The sequence below is a fragment of the uncultured Tateyamaria sp. genome, from assembly GCF_947503045.1.
Classification (GTDB): Bacteria; Pseudomonadota; Alphaproteobacteria; order Rhodobacterales; family Rhodobacteraceae; genus Tateyamaria.
In genome coordinates this window covers 176,240-195,555 of the sequence record NZ_CANNCF010000005.1, presented here as the reverse complement: position 1 = coordinate 195,555, position 19,316 = coordinate 176,240, and the positions used below count along the sequence as shown (strand labels likewise).

The 19,316-nt window shown below is 62.6% G+C and carries 21 protein-coding genes; 5 read left to right on the top strand and 16 right to left on the bottom strand.

Features of this window, described 5'->3' with window-relative positions:
• Nucleotides 1-4 precede the first annotated feature (4 nt).
• From pcaD to Q1A89_RS19655, 5 genes are all read left to right on the top strand, one after another.
• Nucleotides 5-793: a 3-oxoadipate enol-lactonase gene (pcaD, locus tag Q1A89_RS19675; protein WP_299732539.1), complete on the top strand. Its 789-nt coding sequence runs from the start codon at nucleotides 5-7 to the stop codon at nucleotides 791-793.
• A gap of 3 nt (nucleotides 794-796) precedes the next feature.
• Nucleotides 797-2,119 (top strand): lyase family protein, encoded by a 1,323-nt coding sequence (locus Q1A89_RS19670; protein WP_299732536.1) that lies wholly within the window; start codon nucleotides 797-799, stop codon nucleotides 2,117-2,119.
• The gene (locus Q1A89_RS19665) at nucleotides 2,116-3,345 is read left to right on the top strand and encodes a TCR/Tet family MFS transporter (RefSeq protein ID WP_299732533.1); all 1,230 of its coding nucleotides are present in this window, start codon (nucleotides 2,116-2,118) and stop codon (nucleotides 3,343-3,345) included. The genes Q1A89_RS19670 and Q1A89_RS19665 overlap by 4 nt, the downstream gene beginning before the upstream one ends.
• Before the next feature lie 99 nt (nucleotides 3,346-3,444).
• Nucleotides 3,445-4,536, top strand: coding sequence for a Zn-dependent alcohol dehydrogenase (locus Q1A89_RS19660; protein ID WP_299732531.1), 1,092 nt, complete (start codon nucleotides 3,445-3,447; stop codon nucleotides 4,534-4,536).
• A gap of 73 nt (nucleotides 4,537-4,609) precedes the next feature.
• Nucleotides 4,610-5,845: a mandelate racemase/muconate lactonizing enzyme family protein gene (locus Q1A89_RS19655; protein ID WP_299732528.1), complete on the top strand. Its 1,236-nt coding sequence runs from the start codon at nucleotides 4,610-4,612 to the stop codon at nucleotides 5,843-5,845.
• On the opposite strand, the gene Q1A89_RS19650 is transcribed toward Q1A89_RS19655, so the two are convergent.
• From Q1A89_RS19650 to Q1A89_RS19575, 16 genes are all read right to left on the bottom strand, one after another.
• Nucleotides 5,842-6,732: an adenylate/guanylate cyclase domain-containing protein gene (locus Q1A89_RS19650; protein ID WP_299732525.1), complete on the bottom strand. Its 891-nt coding sequence runs from the start codon at nucleotides 6,730-6,732 to the stop codon at nucleotides 5,842-5,844. The genes Q1A89_RS19655 and Q1A89_RS19650 overlap by 4 nt on opposite strands.
• Before the next feature lie 189 nt (nucleotides 6,733-6,921).
• The gene (locus tag Q1A89_RS19645) at nucleotides 6,922-7,389 is read right to left on the bottom strand and encodes a CIA30 family protein (RefSeq protein WP_299732522.1); all 468 of its coding nucleotides are present in this window, start codon (nucleotides 7,387-7,389) and stop codon (nucleotides 6,922-6,924) included.
• A 58-nt stretch (nucleotides 7,390-7,447) separates the two neighbouring features.
• The gene (locus tag Q1A89_RS19640; RefSeq protein WP_299732519.1) at nucleotides 7,448-8,572 is read right to left on the bottom strand and encodes a cobalamin-independent methionine synthase II family protein; all 1,125 of its coding nucleotides are present in this window, start codon (nucleotides 8,570-8,572) and stop codon (nucleotides 7,448-7,450) included.
• 1 nt (nucleotide 8,573) lies between these two features.
• Complete coding sequence (locus tag Q1A89_RS19635; protein WP_299732516.1) at nucleotides 8,574-9,200, bottom strand: class I SAM-dependent methyltransferase; 627 nt, start codon at nucleotides 9,198-9,200, stop codon at nucleotides 8,574-8,576.
• Between the two features lie 7 nt (nucleotides 9,201-9,207).
• Nucleotides 9,208-10,224 carry a hypothetical protein gene (locus tag Q1A89_RS19630; protein WP_299732513.1) on the bottom strand — a complete coding sequence of 339 codons (1,017 nt, stop codon included), beginning with the start codon at nucleotides 10,222-10,224 and terminating at the stop codon, nucleotides 9,208-9,210.
• Nucleotides 10,212-11,177, bottom strand: coding sequence for a cupin domain-containing protein (locus Q1A89_RS19625; protein ID WP_299732510.1), 966 nt, complete (start codon nucleotides 11,175-11,177; stop codon nucleotides 10,212-10,214). Before Q1A89_RS19625 ends, Q1A89_RS19630 begins: the two co-directional genes overlap by 13 nt.
• Nucleotides 11,174-11,710, bottom strand: coding sequence for a DUF6653 family protein (locus Q1A89_RS19620; protein WP_299732507.1), 537 nt, complete (start codon nucleotides 11,708-11,710; stop codon nucleotides 11,174-11,176). The genes Q1A89_RS19625 and Q1A89_RS19620 overlap by 4 nt, the downstream gene beginning before the upstream one ends.
• Complete coding sequence (locus Q1A89_RS19615; RefSeq protein WP_299732504.1) at nucleotides 11,707-12,321, bottom strand: pyridoxamine 5'-phosphate oxidase family protein; 615 nt, start codon at nucleotides 12,319-12,321, stop codon at nucleotides 11,707-11,709. The genes Q1A89_RS19620 and Q1A89_RS19615 overlap by 4 nt, the downstream gene beginning before the upstream one ends.
• A 44-nt stretch (nucleotides 12,322-12,365) precedes the next feature.
• Nucleotides 12,366-13,334: a nuclear transport factor 2 family protein gene (locus tag Q1A89_RS19610; RefSeq protein WP_299732501.1), complete on the bottom strand. Its 969-nt coding sequence runs from the start codon at nucleotides 13,332-13,334 to the stop codon at nucleotides 12,366-12,368.
• The gene (locus tag Q1A89_RS19605) at nucleotides 13,331-14,350 is read right to left on the bottom strand and encodes a LacI family DNA-binding transcriptional regulator (RefSeq protein ID WP_299732498.1); all 1,020 of its coding nucleotides are present in this window, start codon (nucleotides 14,348-14,350) and stop codon (nucleotides 13,331-13,333) included. Before Q1A89_RS19605 ends, Q1A89_RS19610 begins: the two co-directional genes overlap by 4 nt.
• Before the next feature lies 1 nt (nucleotide 14,351).
• Nucleotides 14,352-14,534, bottom strand: a complete 183-nt coding sequence (locus Q1A89_RS19600) for a hypothetical protein (RefSeq protein WP_299732495.1) — start codon at nucleotides 14,532-14,534, stop codon at nucleotides 14,352-14,354.
• Entirely contained in the window at nucleotides 14,534-15,295 is a 762-nt protein-coding gene (locus Q1A89_RS19595) for an SDR family oxidoreductase (RefSeq protein WP_299732493.1), read from the bottom strand. The genes Q1A89_RS19600 and Q1A89_RS19595 overlap by 1 nt, the downstream gene beginning before the upstream one ends.
• On the bottom strand, nucleotides 15,292-16,341 hold the full coding sequence (locus Q1A89_RS19590) for an ester cyclase (protein ID WP_299732491.1): 1,050 nt from the start codon (nucleotides 16,339-16,341) through the stop codon (nucleotides 15,292-15,294). The genes Q1A89_RS19595 and Q1A89_RS19590 overlap by 4 nt, the downstream gene beginning before the upstream one ends.
• Nucleotides 16,338-17,348 (bottom strand): ester cyclase, encoded by a 1,011-nt coding sequence (locus tag Q1A89_RS19585; RefSeq protein ID WP_299732488.1) that lies wholly within the window; start codon nucleotides 17,346-17,348, stop codon nucleotides 16,338-16,340. The genes Q1A89_RS19590 and Q1A89_RS19585 overlap by 4 nt, the downstream gene beginning before the upstream one ends.
• Before the next feature lie 61 nt (nucleotides 17,349-17,409).
• On the bottom strand, nucleotides 17,410-18,738 hold the full coding sequence (hisD, locus tag Q1A89_RS19580) for a histidinol dehydrogenase (protein ID WP_299732484.1): 1,329 nt from the start codon (nucleotides 18,736-18,738) through the stop codon (nucleotides 17,410-17,412).
• Between the two features lie 9 nt (nucleotides 18,739-18,747).
• Entirely contained in the window at nucleotides 18,748-19,278 is a 531-nt protein-coding gene (locus Q1A89_RS19575) for an ester cyclase (protein WP_299732481.1), read from the bottom strand.
• Between the last annotated feature and the right edge of the window lie 38 nt (nucleotides 19,279-19,316).

Sequence of the window (19,316 nt, the reverse complement as noted above, 5' to 3'; positions counted from 1 at the left end):
TCTCATGCATATGGCAGATTTGGGTGACGTGCGCCTGCACTACCGGATTGATGGGCCCGATGATGGCGCACCCGTGGTATTTGCCAACTCGCTGGGCACGGATTTTCGCCTGTGGGACGCGATCATGCCGCTGTTGCCGGCGGGTCTGCGCATCCTGCGCTATGACAAGCGCGGGCACGGCCTGTCGACCTGCCCCGAAGGGCCTTACGCGATGGGCGCGCTGGTGTCGGATGCAGAAAAGCTGATGGATATGCACGGGTTCAATGACGCGTTCTTTGTCGGCTTGTCGATCGGCGGACTGATTGCCCAGGGCCTCGCCATCAAGCGACTGGACCTGATGCGCGCGATGGTGCTTTCCAACACAGGCGCCAAGATCGGGACCAAGCAGATTTGGGATGACCGGATTGCGGGCGTGAAATCGGGCGGGATCGAAGCCCTTGGTGACGCCACGATGGAGCGGTGGTTTTCCAAGGCGTTTCGCGACACGCCCGATCTGGAGTTGTGGCGCAACATGCTGGTGCGTCAGCAGGACGACGGCTATGCGGGCTGTTCGGCGGCGATTTCGGGCAGCGATTTTTATGCCACCACTGCAACCCTGCGCCTGCCCACGCTGGGCATTGCCGGGTCCGAAGACGGGGCGACGCCCCCGGACCTTGTGCGCGAAACCGTCGATCTGGTTCCAGGCAGCCAGTTCCACCTGATCCGCCGCGCAGGCCACCTGCCCTGCGTCGAGCAGCCCGAGGAATATGCGCGCGTCATCACCGACTTCATGCGCGCGACGGGGCATATCTGATCCATGGCCGCCAGCGTCTTTGCCTCGGCCCTCTACGGCTCTCTGTTCGACACGGGCGAGGTTGCGCGGCTGTGGTCCGACAGCGCCGAAGTGCGTGCAATGCTGCTGGTCGAAGGCGCCTTGGCCAAGGTACAGGGATCACAAGGCATCATCCCGGAATTGAGTGCTGCCTTCATCCACCGCTCAAGCCTTGAAGTGCAGATCGACCCGGCGGGGCTCGCGCGCGCGACAGCCACCAACGGGGTGAGCGTGCCCGGCCTTGTCACCGCCTTTCGCACCGCAATGGAGGCACCGGAACATGCCCAATACGCCCATTGGGGCGCCACAAGTCAGGACATCATCGACACCGGGCTGATGTTGCGCCTGCGTCAGACGCTGGCCGCACAAGAAGACACATTGCGCACCATCCTTCAGATCATGGGCCCGCAGGCCGAGGCCCATGCCGACACGCCCGTGGCGGCACGCACCTATGGCCAGCACGCCACCGTGACCTCTTGGGGGGCGATGCTGGCGCATTGGGGGCAACCGCTGGCGGACGCGCTTGAGCGCCTACCTGCGCTCCGAGATGCCTCCCTCTGGGTGAGCCTGAGCGGGGCCGCGGGCACAGCCTCCGCCCTTGGGACCGAAGCCGCCGAAACGCGCTCCGCCTTGGCCGAGGCACTGGGTCTGGGCGATCCTCGCCGCAGCTGGCACACCGACCGCGGGCCCGTTTTGCGCATTGCCGAATGGATGGCGGAAGTGACCGCGACGCTTGCATCCTTGGGACATAGCGTGATTGGCCTTGTCGGCTCGGACACCGGAGAATTGCGGCTGGACGGGGCGGGCAGCTCATCGACCATGCCGCAGAAACAAAACCCCGTGGCACCTTCCGTGCTTGTGGCACTGAACCACCAGATGGCGGGCCTGCGCGCCAGCCTGCAGGCGGCCAGCGCACATCAGTACCAACGCGACGGGGCGGCGTGGTTCACCGAATGGATGGTCTTGCCACAGGTGGCACTGGCAACCGCAGCCGCGCTTGAAACAGCCCGCGGGCTGGTCGAGAGCATCCGCCCCGACACAACGCAAATGCGTGCCCATGTTGACGGGCTGGGCCTGCTGCACGCCGAAGCGCTCAGCTTTGCCCTCGCGTGCCAGATGTCGCGGCCAGATGCACAGGCAGCGACCAAGGCACTGGTGGCGAAGGCTGTTGCCGACAATGTGCCGCTGAAACAGGTGGCGCAGGCCGCACATCCTGATCTGGCGGACAATCTGTTTGATCCAGCCGCGCAAATGGGTCTGGCCCCTGCGGATGCACGCGCCTTTGCCAAGCGGGTTGCCCGCCTTTGAAACTGCCGGTTGTCTTCATCCTGTTCACTGTGATGCTGGATGCAATGGGCATCGGGTTGATCGTGCCGGTCATGCCCGACCTGATCCTTGAGGTTGGCGGCAGCAGCCTTGGCTCAGCCGCACTTTGGGGTGGGCTGCTTTCGACGATCTTTGCGCTCATGCAATTCCTGTTTGGACCCGTGATTGGCGCATTATCTGACCGCTTTGGACGCCGCCCGGTGTTGTTGCTTTCGCTGGTGGTGATGGCGGCGGACTATCTGGTGATGGCGGTGGCAGGATCGATCTGGCTGTTGCTGGCGGGCCGGGTCGTGGGCGGGATCACGGCCGCCACGCAATCTACGGCAAATGCCTATATGGCCGACATCTCGAATCCGTCGGAAAAGGCTGCGAATTTCGGGTTGATCGGTGCGGCGTTCGGAATGGGCTTTGTCTTTGGCCCGATGGTCGGAGGGGCACTGGCCGAATATGGCACCCGCGCGCCGTTTTATGCGGCGGCGGGGCTCGCGGCACTCAATGCGGTGTTTGGCTATTTCGTGCTCAGGGAAACGGTGGACGACCGCATCCGCCGCCCGTTCGAATGGCGACGCGCCAACCCGTTTGGGCTGTTCAAATACCTGGCCCGCCTGCCGGGTCTGGGCCCGCTTCTGGTGGTGTTCTTCATCTACCAGGTGGCCTTTACGGTCTATCCCGCGATCTGGAGCTACTACACCCTTGAGCGTTTTGACTGGTCGCCGGGCATGCGTGGGCTGTCGCTGGGGCTGTTCGGGATATCCATGGCTATCGTGCAAGGCGGGCTGATCCGCCCCATCCTGCGCGTGATCGGCGAACGGGGATCGGTGATCTATGGTCATATCGCCGATGTCGGAGTGTTCTTGCTGATCGGTTTTGTCAGTTCAGGCACCTTCCTTTTGATCCTGACGCCGTTGGCGGCCCTTCCTGCAGTGATCACACCTGCGCTGCAGGGGATCATGTCCAAGGCCGTCGACGACAACCAGCAGGGTGAATTACAGGGCGCGCTGACCTCGGTTTCTGCGCTGGCGATGATCATCTCGCCCATGGTCATGACCTATGTGTTCTATTCCTTCACCGGGCCTGCCGCACCGTTCTACATGCCGGGGGCGTCGTTTTATCTGTCCGCCATCCTGATGGCGCTGGGGCTGATGGTCTTTCTGCGGGCTGGCAAAATCGCTGTGTCGTCGGACGCAACCGGTCAACCGCGCCCATAATCCGTCGCATTCGAGCTTGCAGGGGCGCCATGGCTGCGCCACCGTCCGGAAAAGCGCAACGCAAAATGCGCCTCGGCCATGACGCGACAAGGGAAGAATATGCAAACCATCAAAGCAGCCGTCTGCCACGAATTTGGCGCCCCTCTGGTGATCGAAGACATCCACCTGCGCGCACCTGATGTCGGCGAGGTCGAGGTGACCCTTCATGCGGTGGCGATCTGCCATTCGGATATCTCCTTTGCCGGTGGGGCCTGGGGCGGCAGCCTGCCTGCGGTCTACGGTCACGAGGCGGCGGGCAAGGTCAGTGCCGTGGGACCCAATGTGAATGGGGTGGCCGAAGGCGACAGCGTCGTCGTCACCCTGATCCGGGCCTGTGGCATCTGCCGGTCCTGCGCCGGGGGCAAGCCGACGATTTGCGAGACCCCCTATGACGGGGATGCAGGTCCGATCCGCACCACGGAGGGCGGCATGTTGCACCAGGCGATGGCCTGCGGGGCCTTTGCCGAAAAGGTGGTCGTAGATCAAAGCCAGTTGGTCAAAGTCTCGGACGCGATCCGCATGGATGCCGCCAGCCTGATCGCATGCGGGGTGATTACGGGCGTTGGAGCGGTCGTTAACGCCGCCGGGTTGCGCGCCGGGCAAGACGTCGTGGTAATCGGGGCCGGTGGCGTCGGCCTCAATGCCATTCAGGGCGCACGGATCGCCGGGGCACGCCGCATCGTGGCCGTCGACATGACAGAGGAAAAACTGGAGGACGCCAAGGCGTTCGGCGCAACCCACGGTGTGCTTGCCACGGGCGACACCCCGTGGCGCGCGGCCTTCAAGGCGCTTGGTGGCAAAGGGGCTGATGCGGTGATCGTGACCGTCGGAGCCATCCCCGCCTATGATCAGTCGCTGAAATACCTCGGCCGAGGTGGCAAGGTTGTGATGGTCGGCATGCCCCATTCCGGTGCCATGGCCGAATATGAACCCGTCACCGCCGCTTTCATGGGGCAGGGTCTGGTCGGTTCAAAAATGGGGGATGTGGTGATCCAGCGCGACATTCCGTGGATGGTCGATCTGTATGAACAGGGCCGTTTGCAGCTCGATTCACTGATTTCGGGCCGCTGGTCGCTGGAGCAGATCAACGAGGCGATTGCGGACACCAAGGCGGGCAAGGCCCGGCGCAATGTGATTGTATTTGACCACTGAAGGGGGGCTCTGCCCCCGTCCCGTGACGGGACTCCCCCGGGATTTTTTAAAAACAGAGAAGAGGGACGCGCACATGAAGCTTCGGGATCTCGAGATCATTGTCACCGCCCCTCCGGCGCCGGGCTGGGGCGGGCGGTATTGGACATTGGTCAAACTGACATCGGATGACGGGATTGTCGGCTGGGGTGAATGCTATGCTACAAGCGTGGGACCAGAGGCGATGCGCGCTGTGATCGAGGACGTGTTTGACCGCCACATGGCGGGCGAGAACCCCGAAAACATCGAGCTGATGTTCCGCCGCGCCTATTCCTCGGGCTTTACGCAACGCCCGGACCTGACTGTGATGGGCGCGTTTTCGGGACTGGAGATCGCCTGTTGGGATATTCTCGGCAAAGCGCGCGGGCGTCCGGTGCATGCGCTGCTGGGTGGGCGGATGAATGACCGCATCCGCGCCTACACCTACCTTTATCCCCTGCCCCATCATCCGCTGGATGAATTCTGGACCTCGCCCAAAATGGCCGCCGAGGCAGCACTTGATTGCGTTGATCGTGGCTATACAGCGGTCAAGTTCGACCCTGCCGGCCCCTATACAATGCGCGGCGGGCATATGCCGGGAATGCGCGACATTTCCCAGTCGGTGGCGTTCTGCAAGGCGATCCGCGACGCCGTGGGCGACCGCGCCGACCTGCTGTTCGGCACCCACGGCCAGTTCTCCACGGCGGGCGCGATCCGTCTGGGACAGGCGCTTGAGCCCTTTTCCCCCCTTTGGTTCGAAGAACCTATTCCGCCGGATGCTGTCGAAGAAATGGGAAGGGTCGCGCGCGCCGTGCGCATCCCCATCGCCACGGGCGAGCGACTGACCACCAAGGCCGAATTTGCCCCCATCCTGCGCAGCGGAGCCGCCAGCATCCTGCAACCGGCATTGGGCCGCGCTGGCGGTATTTGGGAGATGAAAAAGGTTGCCGCCATCGCCGAAGCCTACAACGCGCAGATGGCCCCACATCTCTATGCAGGCCCCATCGAGTGGGCGGCCAATGTGCAGCTTGCCGCCTCGATCCCCAACATCCTGATGTGCGAAAGCATCGAGACGCCGTTTCATGACCGGTTGATCAACGGCACAATCCGGGTCGAAGACGGATACATCACCCCATCCGACACGCCCGGCCTCGGGATCGAAGTGGACGAGGATCTTGCCCGCGCACATCCCTATACCGGCGACGAGTTGCATCTGCAGATGCAGGAAGACCCTTGTGATTATCAGAACGGCAACAATTTCGAAGGCGGCGCGCCTGCGCCGCGCGAGGGCTAGTCGACCTGCACCACTTCGTAGGCGATGCGCGGAGCATCACCCGAAGCAACGCCGCCCAGCGCGATGGAACCTGTTCCCGTCAGCGCGACAGTCTGGCGGCAAATGTAGAATTCGGGCGCATTACCGATGGCCAGCGTTGTGCCCGCCGAAGAGCTGTCTTTGAACTCGACAATGCCGCCGCGCACCGAAATGGCGGCATGTACGCGCGACACCCAGGCCTCGGGCACGACCAGACCGCAGGCCGAGGACCGGCCCACCGTGATATGATTGCCCTCATGAATGTCCTGTGACCAGTTCATCCACGACAGGCGCACGGCAGTCCTCGCGACTTGTTCCTTGCGTTGCGCCTGGAACATGGTGGGCTGGGCGGCAAAATTCGTCATCTCGCCGTCATCATCGCCCCCGGCCATCAGGGCAAAAATCTCGGTAGGCATGTTGATGCCGCGCAACGTGTGTTCGCCCAAGGACCGCAGCGCGCCCCGATCGGTATTCTTGGCATAGTTGACGAGGCTGCGGCTCATCAGCACTTCATTTTCCTTGGCCTGGCTGGACAGGCGGGCGGCGATGTTGATGGCATCGCCGAACAGTTCCGTGCCGCGATGAACCACCAGTCCCCAATGCAAGCCTGCGTGCAGCGACACCTCGCCCCGCGCGCCGTGGGTCATCATGTCACCTGCCGCTGCAATGGCGGAATCAGCCGATTCAAACAGGCACAGCACGTCATCGCCCTTGGAGCGCACAAATTCACCGCCGTGAATGGTGGCGATCTTTTGCATCCCCTCGACGCATTCAAACACCAGCTGGCTGGCGCGTTCGTCGCCGTGGGATCGGTATAGCGCAGTGCTGCCGGACACGTCCGCCAGCAATATGGCACGCTCAACCCTCATTCCAATGCTTCCCCCAATTTCGCGGCCCCCGCCCCAGACAGGCGCCGTCGGTCATTCGGAACAAAAAATAACAACCGTAAAAAGTAATTTCCGTATTTAGCGCCATATCTCGAAAGAAAGAAAGGGGGAGCGCGCGCTGATAAGCATCTGCCGGGGCAACAAGTTGTGATGCACCCTGATGGGCATCCCTTATCGGTAGAAAGAGACTGACGCCACAGCAAGATCCACCCGCATTTCGCGCCCTACCGCCAGGATGCCGATCCGGCGCAACCTCTCAGGCTCAAACGTGGCCTCCGTGCGATGGGGGATCAAGTCTGCAAAAGGCACGCGCACCGTTGTCCACGCGGCAGGTGCTTTGAACTCCGCCCGAAAGGATTGCCAAGGGCGGGTCAGCGCGTCCGTGCGCACCCGCAGATCGTAGGTCTGCTCATTGCCGAACACGTCAAATGCGATGCCGGTATAGGCGCTGGCATCGAATTTGCCCCCGTCGGCCAGATCAAAGGCGATCTGTACAAAGCCGCCATTGTTGTCGAGAGACACAGCGCCCGTCAGGTGCGTGGCGGTGCGCCCGGCAATGACTGCCTGCACGGCACTGCCCTGCGACACGCCGCCCATCACCGTGTCGGCGACATATTCCCAGTTCGGGGCAAGGTCCATGGCAGCCTCCTCAGCAGATAGCGGCAGGCAGGGCAGCACACAGAACACCGCCAAAACGCTACGTTTTGACAAGCGCCGCCCCGGTCGTGAGTGCATTGAGCTTGGCATAGGCGATGTCGGGATCAACCGCGCCAAAACCAGCAAACGTACCAAAGCCGCAATCGCTGCCTGCAATCACCCGGTCTGCCCCGACGATGCCGGTGAACCGCTCGATCCGCTGGGCCACCACCTGCGGGTGCTCGACAAAGTTGGTGGTGGTGTCCACAACGCCCGGCACCAACACCTTGTCATCCGGAATTTCGGAGCGGCGATCACGGAACACGGTCCATTCATGGGCATGGCGCGGGTTCGAGGTTTCAAACAGCACATAGCGCGCCTTGGTCGACATCAGGGTGGGAAACACCGTGTCCATGTCGATATCGCAGACATGCGGCCCCTCGTAATTCCCCCAGCAGATATGCACGCGCACCTTTTCGGCAGGCACATCCGACAGGGCATGGTTCAGCGCCTCCACATGGGCATCGGCGATCTTGATGAACTCGGCATCCGAAAGGTCCGAAAACAACATGTGACGACTGAGCGCGAGGTCAGGGCAATCCAGTTGCAGATCAAGGCCCGCGCCCACGATGGTCTCGTACTCCGCCTTCATCGCATCGGCGAGGGCGGCAAGGTAGGCATCGCGGGTCGGGTAAAAGTCGTTCTGCAGGAACAGAGAGATCACGCCCGGTGAGGCCGCATTCATGAAACCCTGTGTCGCGCCGTGTTTGGCCATTGCCGTCTTGAGGTTGGCGATATCCGTTTCCAACTCGCCCTGACCGCGGCTTTTGACCTCGCCTGTGCACATCGGGCGCGCATATTTCGGTGTTCCGCCATCGTCGGCCAAACGCTTGAGAAAGCTGGGGAATTGCTTGAGATCGGCGGGCGGATTGCGCGGGCTGTCCCCGGAAAAGCCGGTATAGCGGTCCTTGACGTAAGTCGCATAGGAAATCTTGGACGTCTCGCCATCGCTGACCACATCCACGCCTGCCGCGACCTGTTTGGCCACCGTTTCATCCACGGCCTTGGTCATCGCAGCATCAAAAGCGGCGGCGTCATAGTCTTCGCCCCGTTCGCGCGCAAAGATGAAATCGACGACCTCTTGGGTGCGTGGCAAGCTGCCGACATGGGTGGTGAGAATGGTCAATTTAGGTCTCCTGCTCGTGGTCTTTGCGCGCCATCAGCACGCTATGTGCGTTCGTTTCGGGGTCTTCGGCCAGAAAGCCGGTCATGCGCAGCCCGTTGTCCTCGAGACATGTCGCATAGCCCGCAGGCGACAAGGATGCGTGATAGACCGTCTCGCCCGCCACGGTGCCTGTCACCTCCCCGGCCTTGTGCCCCACGGTTACCAGCAGCGACCCGCCCGGGGCAAGGTGGCACGCCAGATGGGAAAGGCAGATGCGTTGTTCTTCGGGGCGCAGGTGAAACAGGCTGTTCCATGCGATGATGCCGTCAAATGTCTCACCCAGATCAAGGACGCGCATATCGGCCTGCCGCCAGTCTCCACCTGGCCAGCGGGCACGGGCGATGTCCAGCATTGCCTCGGCATAGTCGATGCCCGTGACACGGAAACCCTCGGCCATGAACCACCGTGCAATGGGCTCGCCCGCGCCACATCCAAGATCCAGAACGCGCGATTGCGCAGGCAGGCTTGCCGCAAAACGGGCCAGCCACCGCGCCTCGAACAGCGCCCGCGAGCGCGAGGTGTCATAGGCCGAGGCGTGGCGTTCGTATACGCGCCGGGTCTCATCGGCGAGAGGGTCGAGGTCACTCATGGTCAGGTCACTTCAATTCAACAAGGTCCGCGCCGTTCCAGTACCAGATAAACCGGCAACCGCCACTGCCTTGCCCTGCCGCATTGCACATCGACAAAGACCCGCCAACGGACACGCCCTGAAGGCCGTTGGTCAGCGGCAACAGATCCACTCCAAGTGCCAGCAGACCAAACGGCCCGCCGCGGCGGCCATAGGCACTGCTGAGGTAAACGTCAGCGCTGCACATCGACGCTCCGCAAAACGGACGGGCGAGGCCCTGGCTGCATGTCACACGGCCCCAGTTCAAAACGGCATCTTCAACCCCGTCTCCGTCGATCTCGCCCAGAAGGATCGCGCCCTCTTCGATCTGCGCCGCCCCCGAACAACCGTTGGAGATATGCGCACGGGCGTAATCGACCATGGCATCCGGCGACCCCGGTCCGGTGTCGTCATAAAGCACGCTGTTGTCGGCCCCCGGCCAGTACTGATCAAGTGGCGATGGCGCGGTCAGACCCGCGCGGCGGTATTCCGCGACGCAAAAGGCCATCGCCTCGGCCACGGACTGGTTCATGTTTTCGATTGTTATGCGCGTGTGCGGGCCAGCCTCGGCCCCGACGATCAGGTCATTGGCTGTCATCAGCGACAGAGGCAGCGCGTCGGTCATCGCCACTTCGGCCTGCCATTCACCGTCCAACTCGTTCCACGTGGTCACTGGCAGTCGGTAGCCGGTGGCGCCAGACCACACCACCACATCGCCGCGTTGGTAATACGTCTCGGGGACAGCAAGCAGTTCCGGGCGCAGACTGAAGATCAGATGAAAGGGTTGCGTGCGCGCCTCTTCATGGGCGCCGACGCTGACGGGTGGCAGGCCTTGTCGGGAAGGCCCGTTGCAGCGCACTGCAAAACCAGTCCCTTCCGCAATCGCCAGCCCATAAAACAGCGCTCCGTCATCCGCGGTGCGCGCCACCCAACCCGCATGGGCGGGCAGAACGGCGGTCGCAAGGATGCAGACCGCCGCCGCTATGGCCGTGCTCAGCCGGTCCATGTGGGTCCGGCAGGATCATCGGTCGCCACGATATGATAAAGCGACGCCTCGCCCGTCATCGACGGCACAGCACTGTGGCGGATATTCTCCGGCATGCTCATCGTGTCACCCGGCGCAAGGGTCGTGGCCCCGCCGTCCCACGTGATCCGCCAATGCCCGCGCATCGGCATCAGTACGGAAGGGCGATCATGCGTGTGCATCTCGTCTGTCGCACTGCCACGGGTGATCAGATCAACCTCGAACCCCGGCTTGTCGCGGATGATCCCGGTCTCGCCAATCACCTTGCAGGGCTGATGCTGGCCCAGCGCCATCATGTCGTAATAGCGGCGCACACCCATTCCGACGACCTGCATCGGCGTCATTTCGGGATAGGTTTTGAGGTCCTCCTCGCTCAGCAGCGGCATGGGCGCAACTCCATCAGGCAGGCTCTGGCCCTTTTTGCTGTCATAAAGCTTGCCGTTTTCGCCCAGCACCAACCCATGATCAGCGGCGTCTTCGATCACCTGCGGCGCCCAGATCACGCCGCCGCCCGCGTCGTCACCGCCAAGGATCGCCATGATCATCCCGTAATCGGTGCCGATATTCTCGAACCCCCGGAAAATGCCGGTGGGGATGTTGATGATGTCCCCTTCTTCCAGCACCACCTCGCCCGCCGTGCCCCAGCGCCCCCAAAAGAACCGCCAACGCCCGGACAGGACAAAGAACACTTCGGCCGTGCGGTGGCTGTGCAGCGAGTTGCGGCATTTGGGCGGTTGACCTGCCGCCCCGATGTTAAAGCCGTGTGGAATTGCGATATGCACATGCTGATCAGGCGATTCCGACACTCCGCCCCCGATGATGGTAAAGTTCTCCTTTTGATCGGAGCCGGGCGTGTGCGCGTCGATAAACGCGGTCTTGCAAGGCATCAGATCGCCGTAACGCACGATGCGCGGCTCCATCTCGGCGGGGGTCATATCGGGGTCCTTTCAGGTGGTAAAAGCGGTGTGGCAAGGGGGGTGCCGGGCGTCGTTCCGGTCAGCTCGGCATGGATCCAGACCATACGGTCGCAGAACCAGACTTTGGGCAGGATGGTGGCAACAAGGCCTGCAAGCAGGGCAAAGGGCTCAAGCGCGATCAGCCCGTAAACCAGCGGCACAACCCCAAGGGCGGACAGTCCCGTCAGCACGTGCGCGGCGCGGATGTGGTGCGCGGCGATGTTGTGACGGTCGCGCGCCAGAAAAACACGCTCGCCCAAAGTCGCGCGCGATGCCCAGCTGCCAAAATCCGCCGGCGGCGGAAACAGGCGCGGGTTGATCCATGTCCAAAGGCAGGCCAGCACAAACAGCGCCAGCGCCCACCAGCCAACCCAGATCCGCGCCCAGATGGCCAGCACGAGCAGCGGCAGACAACTGAACCGGGTCCAGACGCTCAGCGGGTTCGCATGACGCCGCCAATCGGCATCCTGCATCCCCATCAGGCGTTCGGCCGCGCGGTATATGTCGCTCATCCCTGCCCCTTCAGCGCTGCATTTTCGGCTTCAAGTTCGGCGATGCGCGCACCCAGCTTGTCCATTTCGGGACCCACCAGCTGCGCGATCTCTGCGGCATCAAAGCGGGGGGTGATGAATTGCGGGCAGTTCCAGTCAAAGGCGGCCAGCCGGATCGTCACCAGCCGCTCGACCGGCCCCTGCCCGTCCACAGACAGTTGCGCAGCAAGGTCCGGGTTGTCGCTTGCATCCTCGAACACAGCGTGGCCCTGCAATTTCATCCGGGCCTTGCGCGGATAATCCATAAGGAACAGCGACACGCGATCATCGCCCAACACATTGCCGTGGCTGATATGCTGCTTGTTGCCCTTGTAATCCGCAAAAGCCAGCGTGTGGTCATCCAGCACTTTCAGAAACCCCGCCGGGCCGCCCCTGTGCTGGACATAGGGCCAGCCGGTTTCAGACACCGAAGCCATGTAGAACGACGTCCGACCGGAGACAAAGGCGATATCATCCGCGCCCAGCGCCCGGGTGCGCGGCCCATAACCGCGGGCATACTTTTCACGCATGCCCTCGGCCTCTTGCAGGGCCTGCACGGCAGAGGTGAACATCAGCTCGTCATATCGCTCCATCAGTCCTGCCCTTCATTGTTCCGGAAAATATGCAAAATCCGACCCTATCCGGTCTGCAACAGGATTTGCTTCCAGATTGCTGTCTCGTCAAACAGCGCATATTCGCGACGCAGGCCCCATGGGCCAAACTCGGCATGGCTGATCCCCAACACATAGACTTCGGCCCCCGTGGGGGCCCCGAAATAGCCCCAGCCGTCATGCTTGCCATGCAAGGCCCAGCGGATTGCGGCCCGCGGCGGCATCAGGTCATCATCGCGCCCGATCTGGTGGTCAATGGTGAAGGTCGCATCCGGAAAAGAGGCCCGCAGACCCATCCAGAACCGATCCACCGGGCCGTGGCCGTGGCCGGTCACTCCACCGGGATATTCGGATTGCACCGCGCGATCAAATTCGCCCGGAATCGCCGCCATGTCCGCACCCATGATGCGGGTCAGGATATCGGCGTATTTCGCGCCCCACTCGTTGTCATTGCCGCGCCCCTTGTAGGGGCCGGGTTGGTCAGTGGCGGGGGTCAGCGGGGCCACGGCCCGGTCCGGGCCACCCTCGCGGGCGATCAGATCGGCGGCGTAGTCCTTGGCGTTCCAGCCGATCTGGTTCACGATGGCCGTCTGGTCCCGGATCAGCCATTCATCATTGATCTGATCATTGATCGCGTGGCAGTCCGCGATGATGCGGTATTGCAGCTTCTTGCCTGACGCCTTGCCATAGACGCCATCCGCCGTGTGCGTTGCCGTTGACAGGATGCGGTGGGAGGACAGCATGCCCTCGTCCGGGGTGCCCGACCAGATCACATCCTCGCCCAGCAGGGTCCGGTCGGGGAATTCCGCCAGCGTCGCCATGGTCGCCCCGATAACCTTTTCATTGCCGATGACCACCGACCCGGGCGCGCGCACAACAATTTCGGGGCTGTAATAGTGGTGCAGGGTCGCGATGCCGCGATCTTCCCAGATCTCCTTGGTGATACCGATGATGTAATCGGGGAAGTCTTTCCACCGGTTCGAAAAACCCTTCATGCGTTCCATCCTTTGGGTATGCGGGCAGAGCCGCGAATAATCAACGGCCCGTCCAGTGCGACGCGGCGTGGTTTGGTGTCCGGATCGGCAAGGCGATCCATCAGAATGTCGATGGCAGCCTCGGCCATCTGTCCGGCAGGCTGGCGCACGGTGGTCAGCGCATAGCTGGGCCAGGCCGACAGGGTCACGTCATCATAGCCCACAACCGAAACATCCTCCGGCACCGACAGACCCAGCTCAAAACGCAGCACATCCATCACCGCAAAGGCCATGTGGTCATTGGCGCAGAACACCGCATCGGGCCGCTCGGGGCCTGCGAACATCTCCCGTGCCACTTCCTGCGCCTTCTCGAACTGGAATTCGCTGACACCGCGCGCAAACAGCTTTTGGCCTGCCGCGCTCAGACCCGCGACAAAGCCCGCCTCGCGGTCGCGCTGGGTCGACGCGCCTTCCCACCCGGCGATATGGGCGATGCGGCTGTGCCCGCCTGCGACCAGGAATTCGGCCAGCTTGCGCCCGCCGTGATAGTTGTCCGACGTCACCGCAGACAGGCGATCATCATCCTGCGCGCGGTTGAACAGCACGATGGGAATGCCCGCAGCCTCGCAACGGCGGGTCACATCATTGGACATACCCACGCTGGCGGCGATGATGCCGTCGACCTGATAATCCAGCAATTCGTCCATCACCTCATCGGCCTCTTCGCCCGAGTTCGACGCCATGAAAACCAGCACGTGATAGCCCTGTTTCTGCAAGCTCCGGCTGAGCCGCTCGATGGCTTCGGGATAGAAATGGTTTTCGAGATACGCGACCAGCAGCCCGACAATCCGCGACCGCCCCGTGATCAGCGAACGCGCCAGCACATTTGGTCGATACCCCAGCGCCTCGGCAGCTGTGCGCACCTTTTTGGCCGTGCGTTCTGACACCGACGCCCCCGGCGTGAAGACGCGACTGACAGCCGAACGGGACACCCCCGCCCGTTCGGCCACATCCAGCGCTGTCACTTTCTCTCCCATCTCACCCCTGCTCGCACAGACGCTTGTAAACATGGGGGTTGGACACCAGCCCAAGCGGGCTAAAAACGTTGGCCCGGGCAATCCTGCGCCACAGTCCAAAAGCAACCTCGCCCGGCATCTGCCTTGGCGCGGTGGCCGCGCGGCTCCGCTGGATCACCTCGATATTGGGCCCGTTGTCGCGCATCAGTCTGCCGTCCAGCCTCCGTCGATCAACATCGAGGTGCCCGTGACCATGGCCGATGCGTCGCTTGCCAGAAACTGCACCGCCCCCATGATGTCACTGACCTCACCCGCGCGGGGCAGCTTGATCTTGTCCATGATCCACGCAAACCGCTCGGGGTTGTCGAATGTCGGCTGGCTCAGCGGCGTGCGGATGAAGGTCGGGCAAATCGTATTGATGCGGATGCCCGACTTGCCCCACTCGATGGCCATCGCCTTCACCATGCCCTCGACCGCATGTTTCGTGGCGCAATAGACGGCACGGTCAACTCCGCCCACATGACCCATCTGCGACGAGATATGGATGATCGACCCCGACTGTCCCGCCTGGATCAGCGCCCGCGCCGCCGCCGTCGACAAAAAGAACGCGCCTTTGACGTTGATGTCGAACACCGCGTCATAGTCATCGGGTGCCGTATCCACCGCCGCGCTGTGTCGCGCCAGACCGGCCGAATTCACCACCACGTCAAACGGGGCCTCAAACGCGGCATAGACCGCCGTCACGTCCGTCTGATCCAGTTGCAGCGCTTCTGCCGAGAACCCGGCATTGCGCATCGCGGCCACCGCATCCTCCAGCACATCGCCGCGCCGCGCGGCACAGACCACATGGGCCCCTGCCTCGGCCAGCGCCACGGCACAGCCGAGACCAATGCCGGATGAGGCGCCTGTCACCAGCGCCCGTTTACCAGCCAGATCCAGCGAGGGGGTCTTGGGCAGCGTACTCATAGCGCCCGCCCGGAGTCGCGATCAAAGCCCGTGCGCGCCTTGTTGAACTCGCGCATGCGCGCCAGCACGTCCACGCCAATCTGATCATACATGTGCAGCATATCCACCATCACCCAGTTCTCCCGTATCAGGCCCCCTTCCATACGCCAGAAATCAAGGCTGCGCATCGCCACTTTTTTATCCGTGGGTGGCAGGCCCAGCCAGCCGCCATGGGTGATCGTCTGGTACATGTTCGGCCAACCCGTCACTGCGGCGTATGCCCGGTCACCAAAGAAGTGATAGGTGATCTCGTCCACATAAGCGCCGCGATCCGGCATCGCGTTCAGAAACGGGATCTGGTGCCAGTCGCGAAAGCCCTGAATGCCCCGCCCGGTGCCGATGCCGGAAGGACCATACCACGTCATGCGCGGATGCCAGAACCGCTCCATCTCCATCACTTCGGGGCCGCCTTGGGAGGGGTGGCGTTTCATATGGGTGAGCATGTCGATGATGTGCTGGCAGGTGGCAACCCCTTGCGTAGCGTCATAGGGCCCGGGCACCAGCCCGTCACATGTGGCCGGCCCCGGCACATGCCACTCGCGCCCAAGGCTGGGCACCATCGGCCATGCCCCCGCCTGCATCATCACCTCGGGAAGGTCCCACAGCGCCTGCATTTCGACGATCTTGTCGCCCTCAAAGCGGTAAAACTCGTGAAAGCGCATATGCATCACGTGGCCTGTGGCCGGAATGTCGAGCCATGGGCGCCGGAACGTGCCGGTGTAATAGCCACCGCACCCAACCCAATTGTGCCCCTCCGGAGTGGGGCCCGCCATCACGATGTGATCGCGCCGCTCAAGATCGGGGATGGCGCCATGCAAGGGGGCATAGACCTTGTCCACATAGGCATCGACACCGACCGTGGTCTCGAACGGAAAGGCGAGGTTGAACTGAACATCCGGGGCACACAGCGCGCTCAGTGCCACCCGGACAGCATCGAGATCAAAGTCGTACATCGCAGCCCGCACTGGCGCCAGCAGGGCCTTGTGGGTGCTGTGGGCGTCGCTCATGCCAGGCGCTCCTGGACGCGGGCAAACAGATCAATCCCCATTTGGGCAAACAGGTGTATCATGTCGACAAATACCCAGTTCTCGGTGAATTGCCCGCCCGAGCGCAGCCAGAAATCAAGGCCCGACACCTCGATGCGTGCGCCGCTGGCCGGATGGCCCAGATAAGGGCCGGTATGGGTTGCGACTACGCCCTTGGGGCCAGAGGCGGCCACCATGCGGTCTTCTGCAAACAGGCTTTCCAGATGCATGACCTTGCGATCGGGAAAGGCGGTCAGCCACGGGCGTTGATGCAGGGTTTCAAATTCGGGCAGGGACAGGCAAGCCCCGATACCGCCGGGGCCGTACCACTTGATGTTGGGATGGAAAAAACGGGCCATGCCCATGCTGGACAGATCGTTTTCGTCAAAGGTGTTGAGACCGCCAAAGATCAATGACCGGCCCAACACCAGGCTGGTATCGCCCGCCTCGTCGTCCTGCGGTCCAACCAGCACACCGTCATAGGCCGTTGGGGCAGGATAGACGTGGGCCGCCCCGCGCGGGCGCGGCAAAACCGGCCAACCGATCTGGTCAAACCAGTCCACGAAATCCCAGATGGTCTGGGCATGGGTGATCTGGCCCTGCGCATCAAAGCGCAGGAATTCGCCCCAGCGAATTCGCAAACCCTGCGCCGTCGCCGGGATACCAAACACGTCGCTGCTGGCGTGACCAGTGTAATAGCCCGTTCCGGCAACCCACCATGCGCCATCACCGGCCACATCTTCGTGGGGCGAGGATTGACTACCCATCAGGATGTGCGTCTCACGACGCAAATCGGGGATGGCACCGCGCAAAGGTGCAAACATGGCCGAGACGATGCCAGTGGCTTGCGTGTGAATGCCAATCGGTTCCGGCCCCTGCCACTGTTTCAGCGCGCCCAGCAACGGCAGCGCCGTGTCCGGGTCGCGGTCAAGGGCTGCCCACAAGGTCAGCGCCGCGGCCTTGTTCCTTTGATTGATATCGCTGCCCATCAGGTCATCTTCTCTGATTTGAAAAATCCTGGGGGAGTCCGCAGGACGGGGGCAAAGCCCCCTACTCCGCCGCATCTCGTGCAGGCGCACCGGTGCCATATGGCACGTTCACCCCACCATAGCGGCGCACCCGCAGATTGCATTGCTCGGCGTGACCCACGAACCCTTCCAGCATGCACAGACGCGAGCCATAGGCGCCGATCTCGGCTGCGGCCTCGTCCGTGGTGACCTTTTGATAGCTGTGCGTCTTGAGGAACTTGCCGACCCACAGACCACCCGTGTAGCGCCCGGCCTTCTTGGTGGGCAGGGTGTGGTTGGTGCCGATCACCTTGTCCCCATTGGCCACATTGGTGCGCGGCCCCAAGAACAGCGCGCCGTAACAGGTCATGTTCTCAAGGAACCAGTCATCGCGATCCGTCATCACCTGCACATGTTCCGAGGCGATGTCATCGGCCACCGCCAGCATCTCGTCATAGCTGTCGCACAGGATCACCTCGCCGTAATCCTCCCAGCTTTTCGCAGCCGTATCGGCGGTGGGCAGGATGGTCAGAATGCGGTCGATCTCGACCAGCGTCGCCTCGGCCAGTTTGCGCGAGTTGGTGAGCAGCACGGCGGGCGAGTTGTAGCCATGTTCGGCCTGCCCCAAGAGGTCAGTGGCGCACATTTCGGCGTCCACCGTGTCATCAGCAATCACCATGGTCTCGGTTGGACCCGCGAACAGGTCGATGCCGACCTTGCCGAAGAGTTGGCGCTTGGCCTCGGCCACAAAGGCGTTGCCGGGCCCCACCAGCATGTGCACGGGGTCGATGGTTTCGGTGCCGATGGCCATCGCGCCGACGGCCTGAATGCCGCCCATGACATAGATTTCATGCGCGCCACCAAGGTGCATCGCCGCAATCACAGCCGGGTTCGGCTTGCCCTGCCAAGGCGGAGTGGCAGCGATGATGCGGGGCACGCCCGCCACGCTGGCGGTTGCGACGGACATATGGGCCGAGGCGACCATGGGAAACTTGCCCCCCGGCACGTAGCAGCCCACGGATTGCACGGGGATGTTCTTATGACCAAGGATCACACCCGGCATCGTCTCGACCTCGATATCCAGCATCGAGTCCCGTTGCGCCTGGGCAAAGTCGCGCACCTGCTGTTGCGCGAACTTGATGTCCTCCATCTCCCGCGGGGTCAGCTCAGCCATGAGCGCCTCGATCTCTGGCAAGGTCAGGCGAAAGCTGGCGGGGCTGTAATTGTCGAACTTTTCGGACAATTCGCGCACGGCCACGTCCCCGCGCGCGGCGATATCGGCAAGGGTCGCCTCCACGATGGCCCGGGTCTTGGCGTCATCTTCGGCCCGCTCGGCCTCGGGCTTGCCGCGTTTCAAATGTTCAATCGTCATCTCGTCACCTCATACGTCCGGGCGCGGCGGGGTCTTGTCGCCGCGATCAAAGGCTTCCCAGCCCTCACCATCAAAAACATCCCGCCCCAACTGGGCGAGGACATGGGGAAAATCGACCATCACGTAGTTGTCGGTGATCCGGCCGTCCTCCACTTTCCAGAAATCCATATAGCGGATCTCGATCCGCTTGCGGGTGGGGGCGATCCCCATGAATTCACCGGCATGGGTGGCCTCTTGCCGGCCAAAGGCCGCCGCCCATTCGCCCATGTAAAGGCGGGCCTCATCCACGCAGACCTTGTCCCGGAACGCGGCCTGAAACGGGCGCTGCCAGTTGTCCTGAAACTCCTGCAGACCGGTCTTGGTGCCGCAGCCGGTGTTGCCCATCCAGCGAAAGCTTTGGGCAAAGAACTGGCCGATGTCGTCGATGCGGTGGTCGTTCAGACCATCCACCATGCCTTCGATCACGGCGCGGGTTGCGTCGGTTTTGCTGAGGTCAGTGTCGCGGGTCAGAACAGCTTGGTCGGGGCGGGATCCTTTCATTGGATCATCCTTTCATATGAGGTTGGAATGGCGTCAGT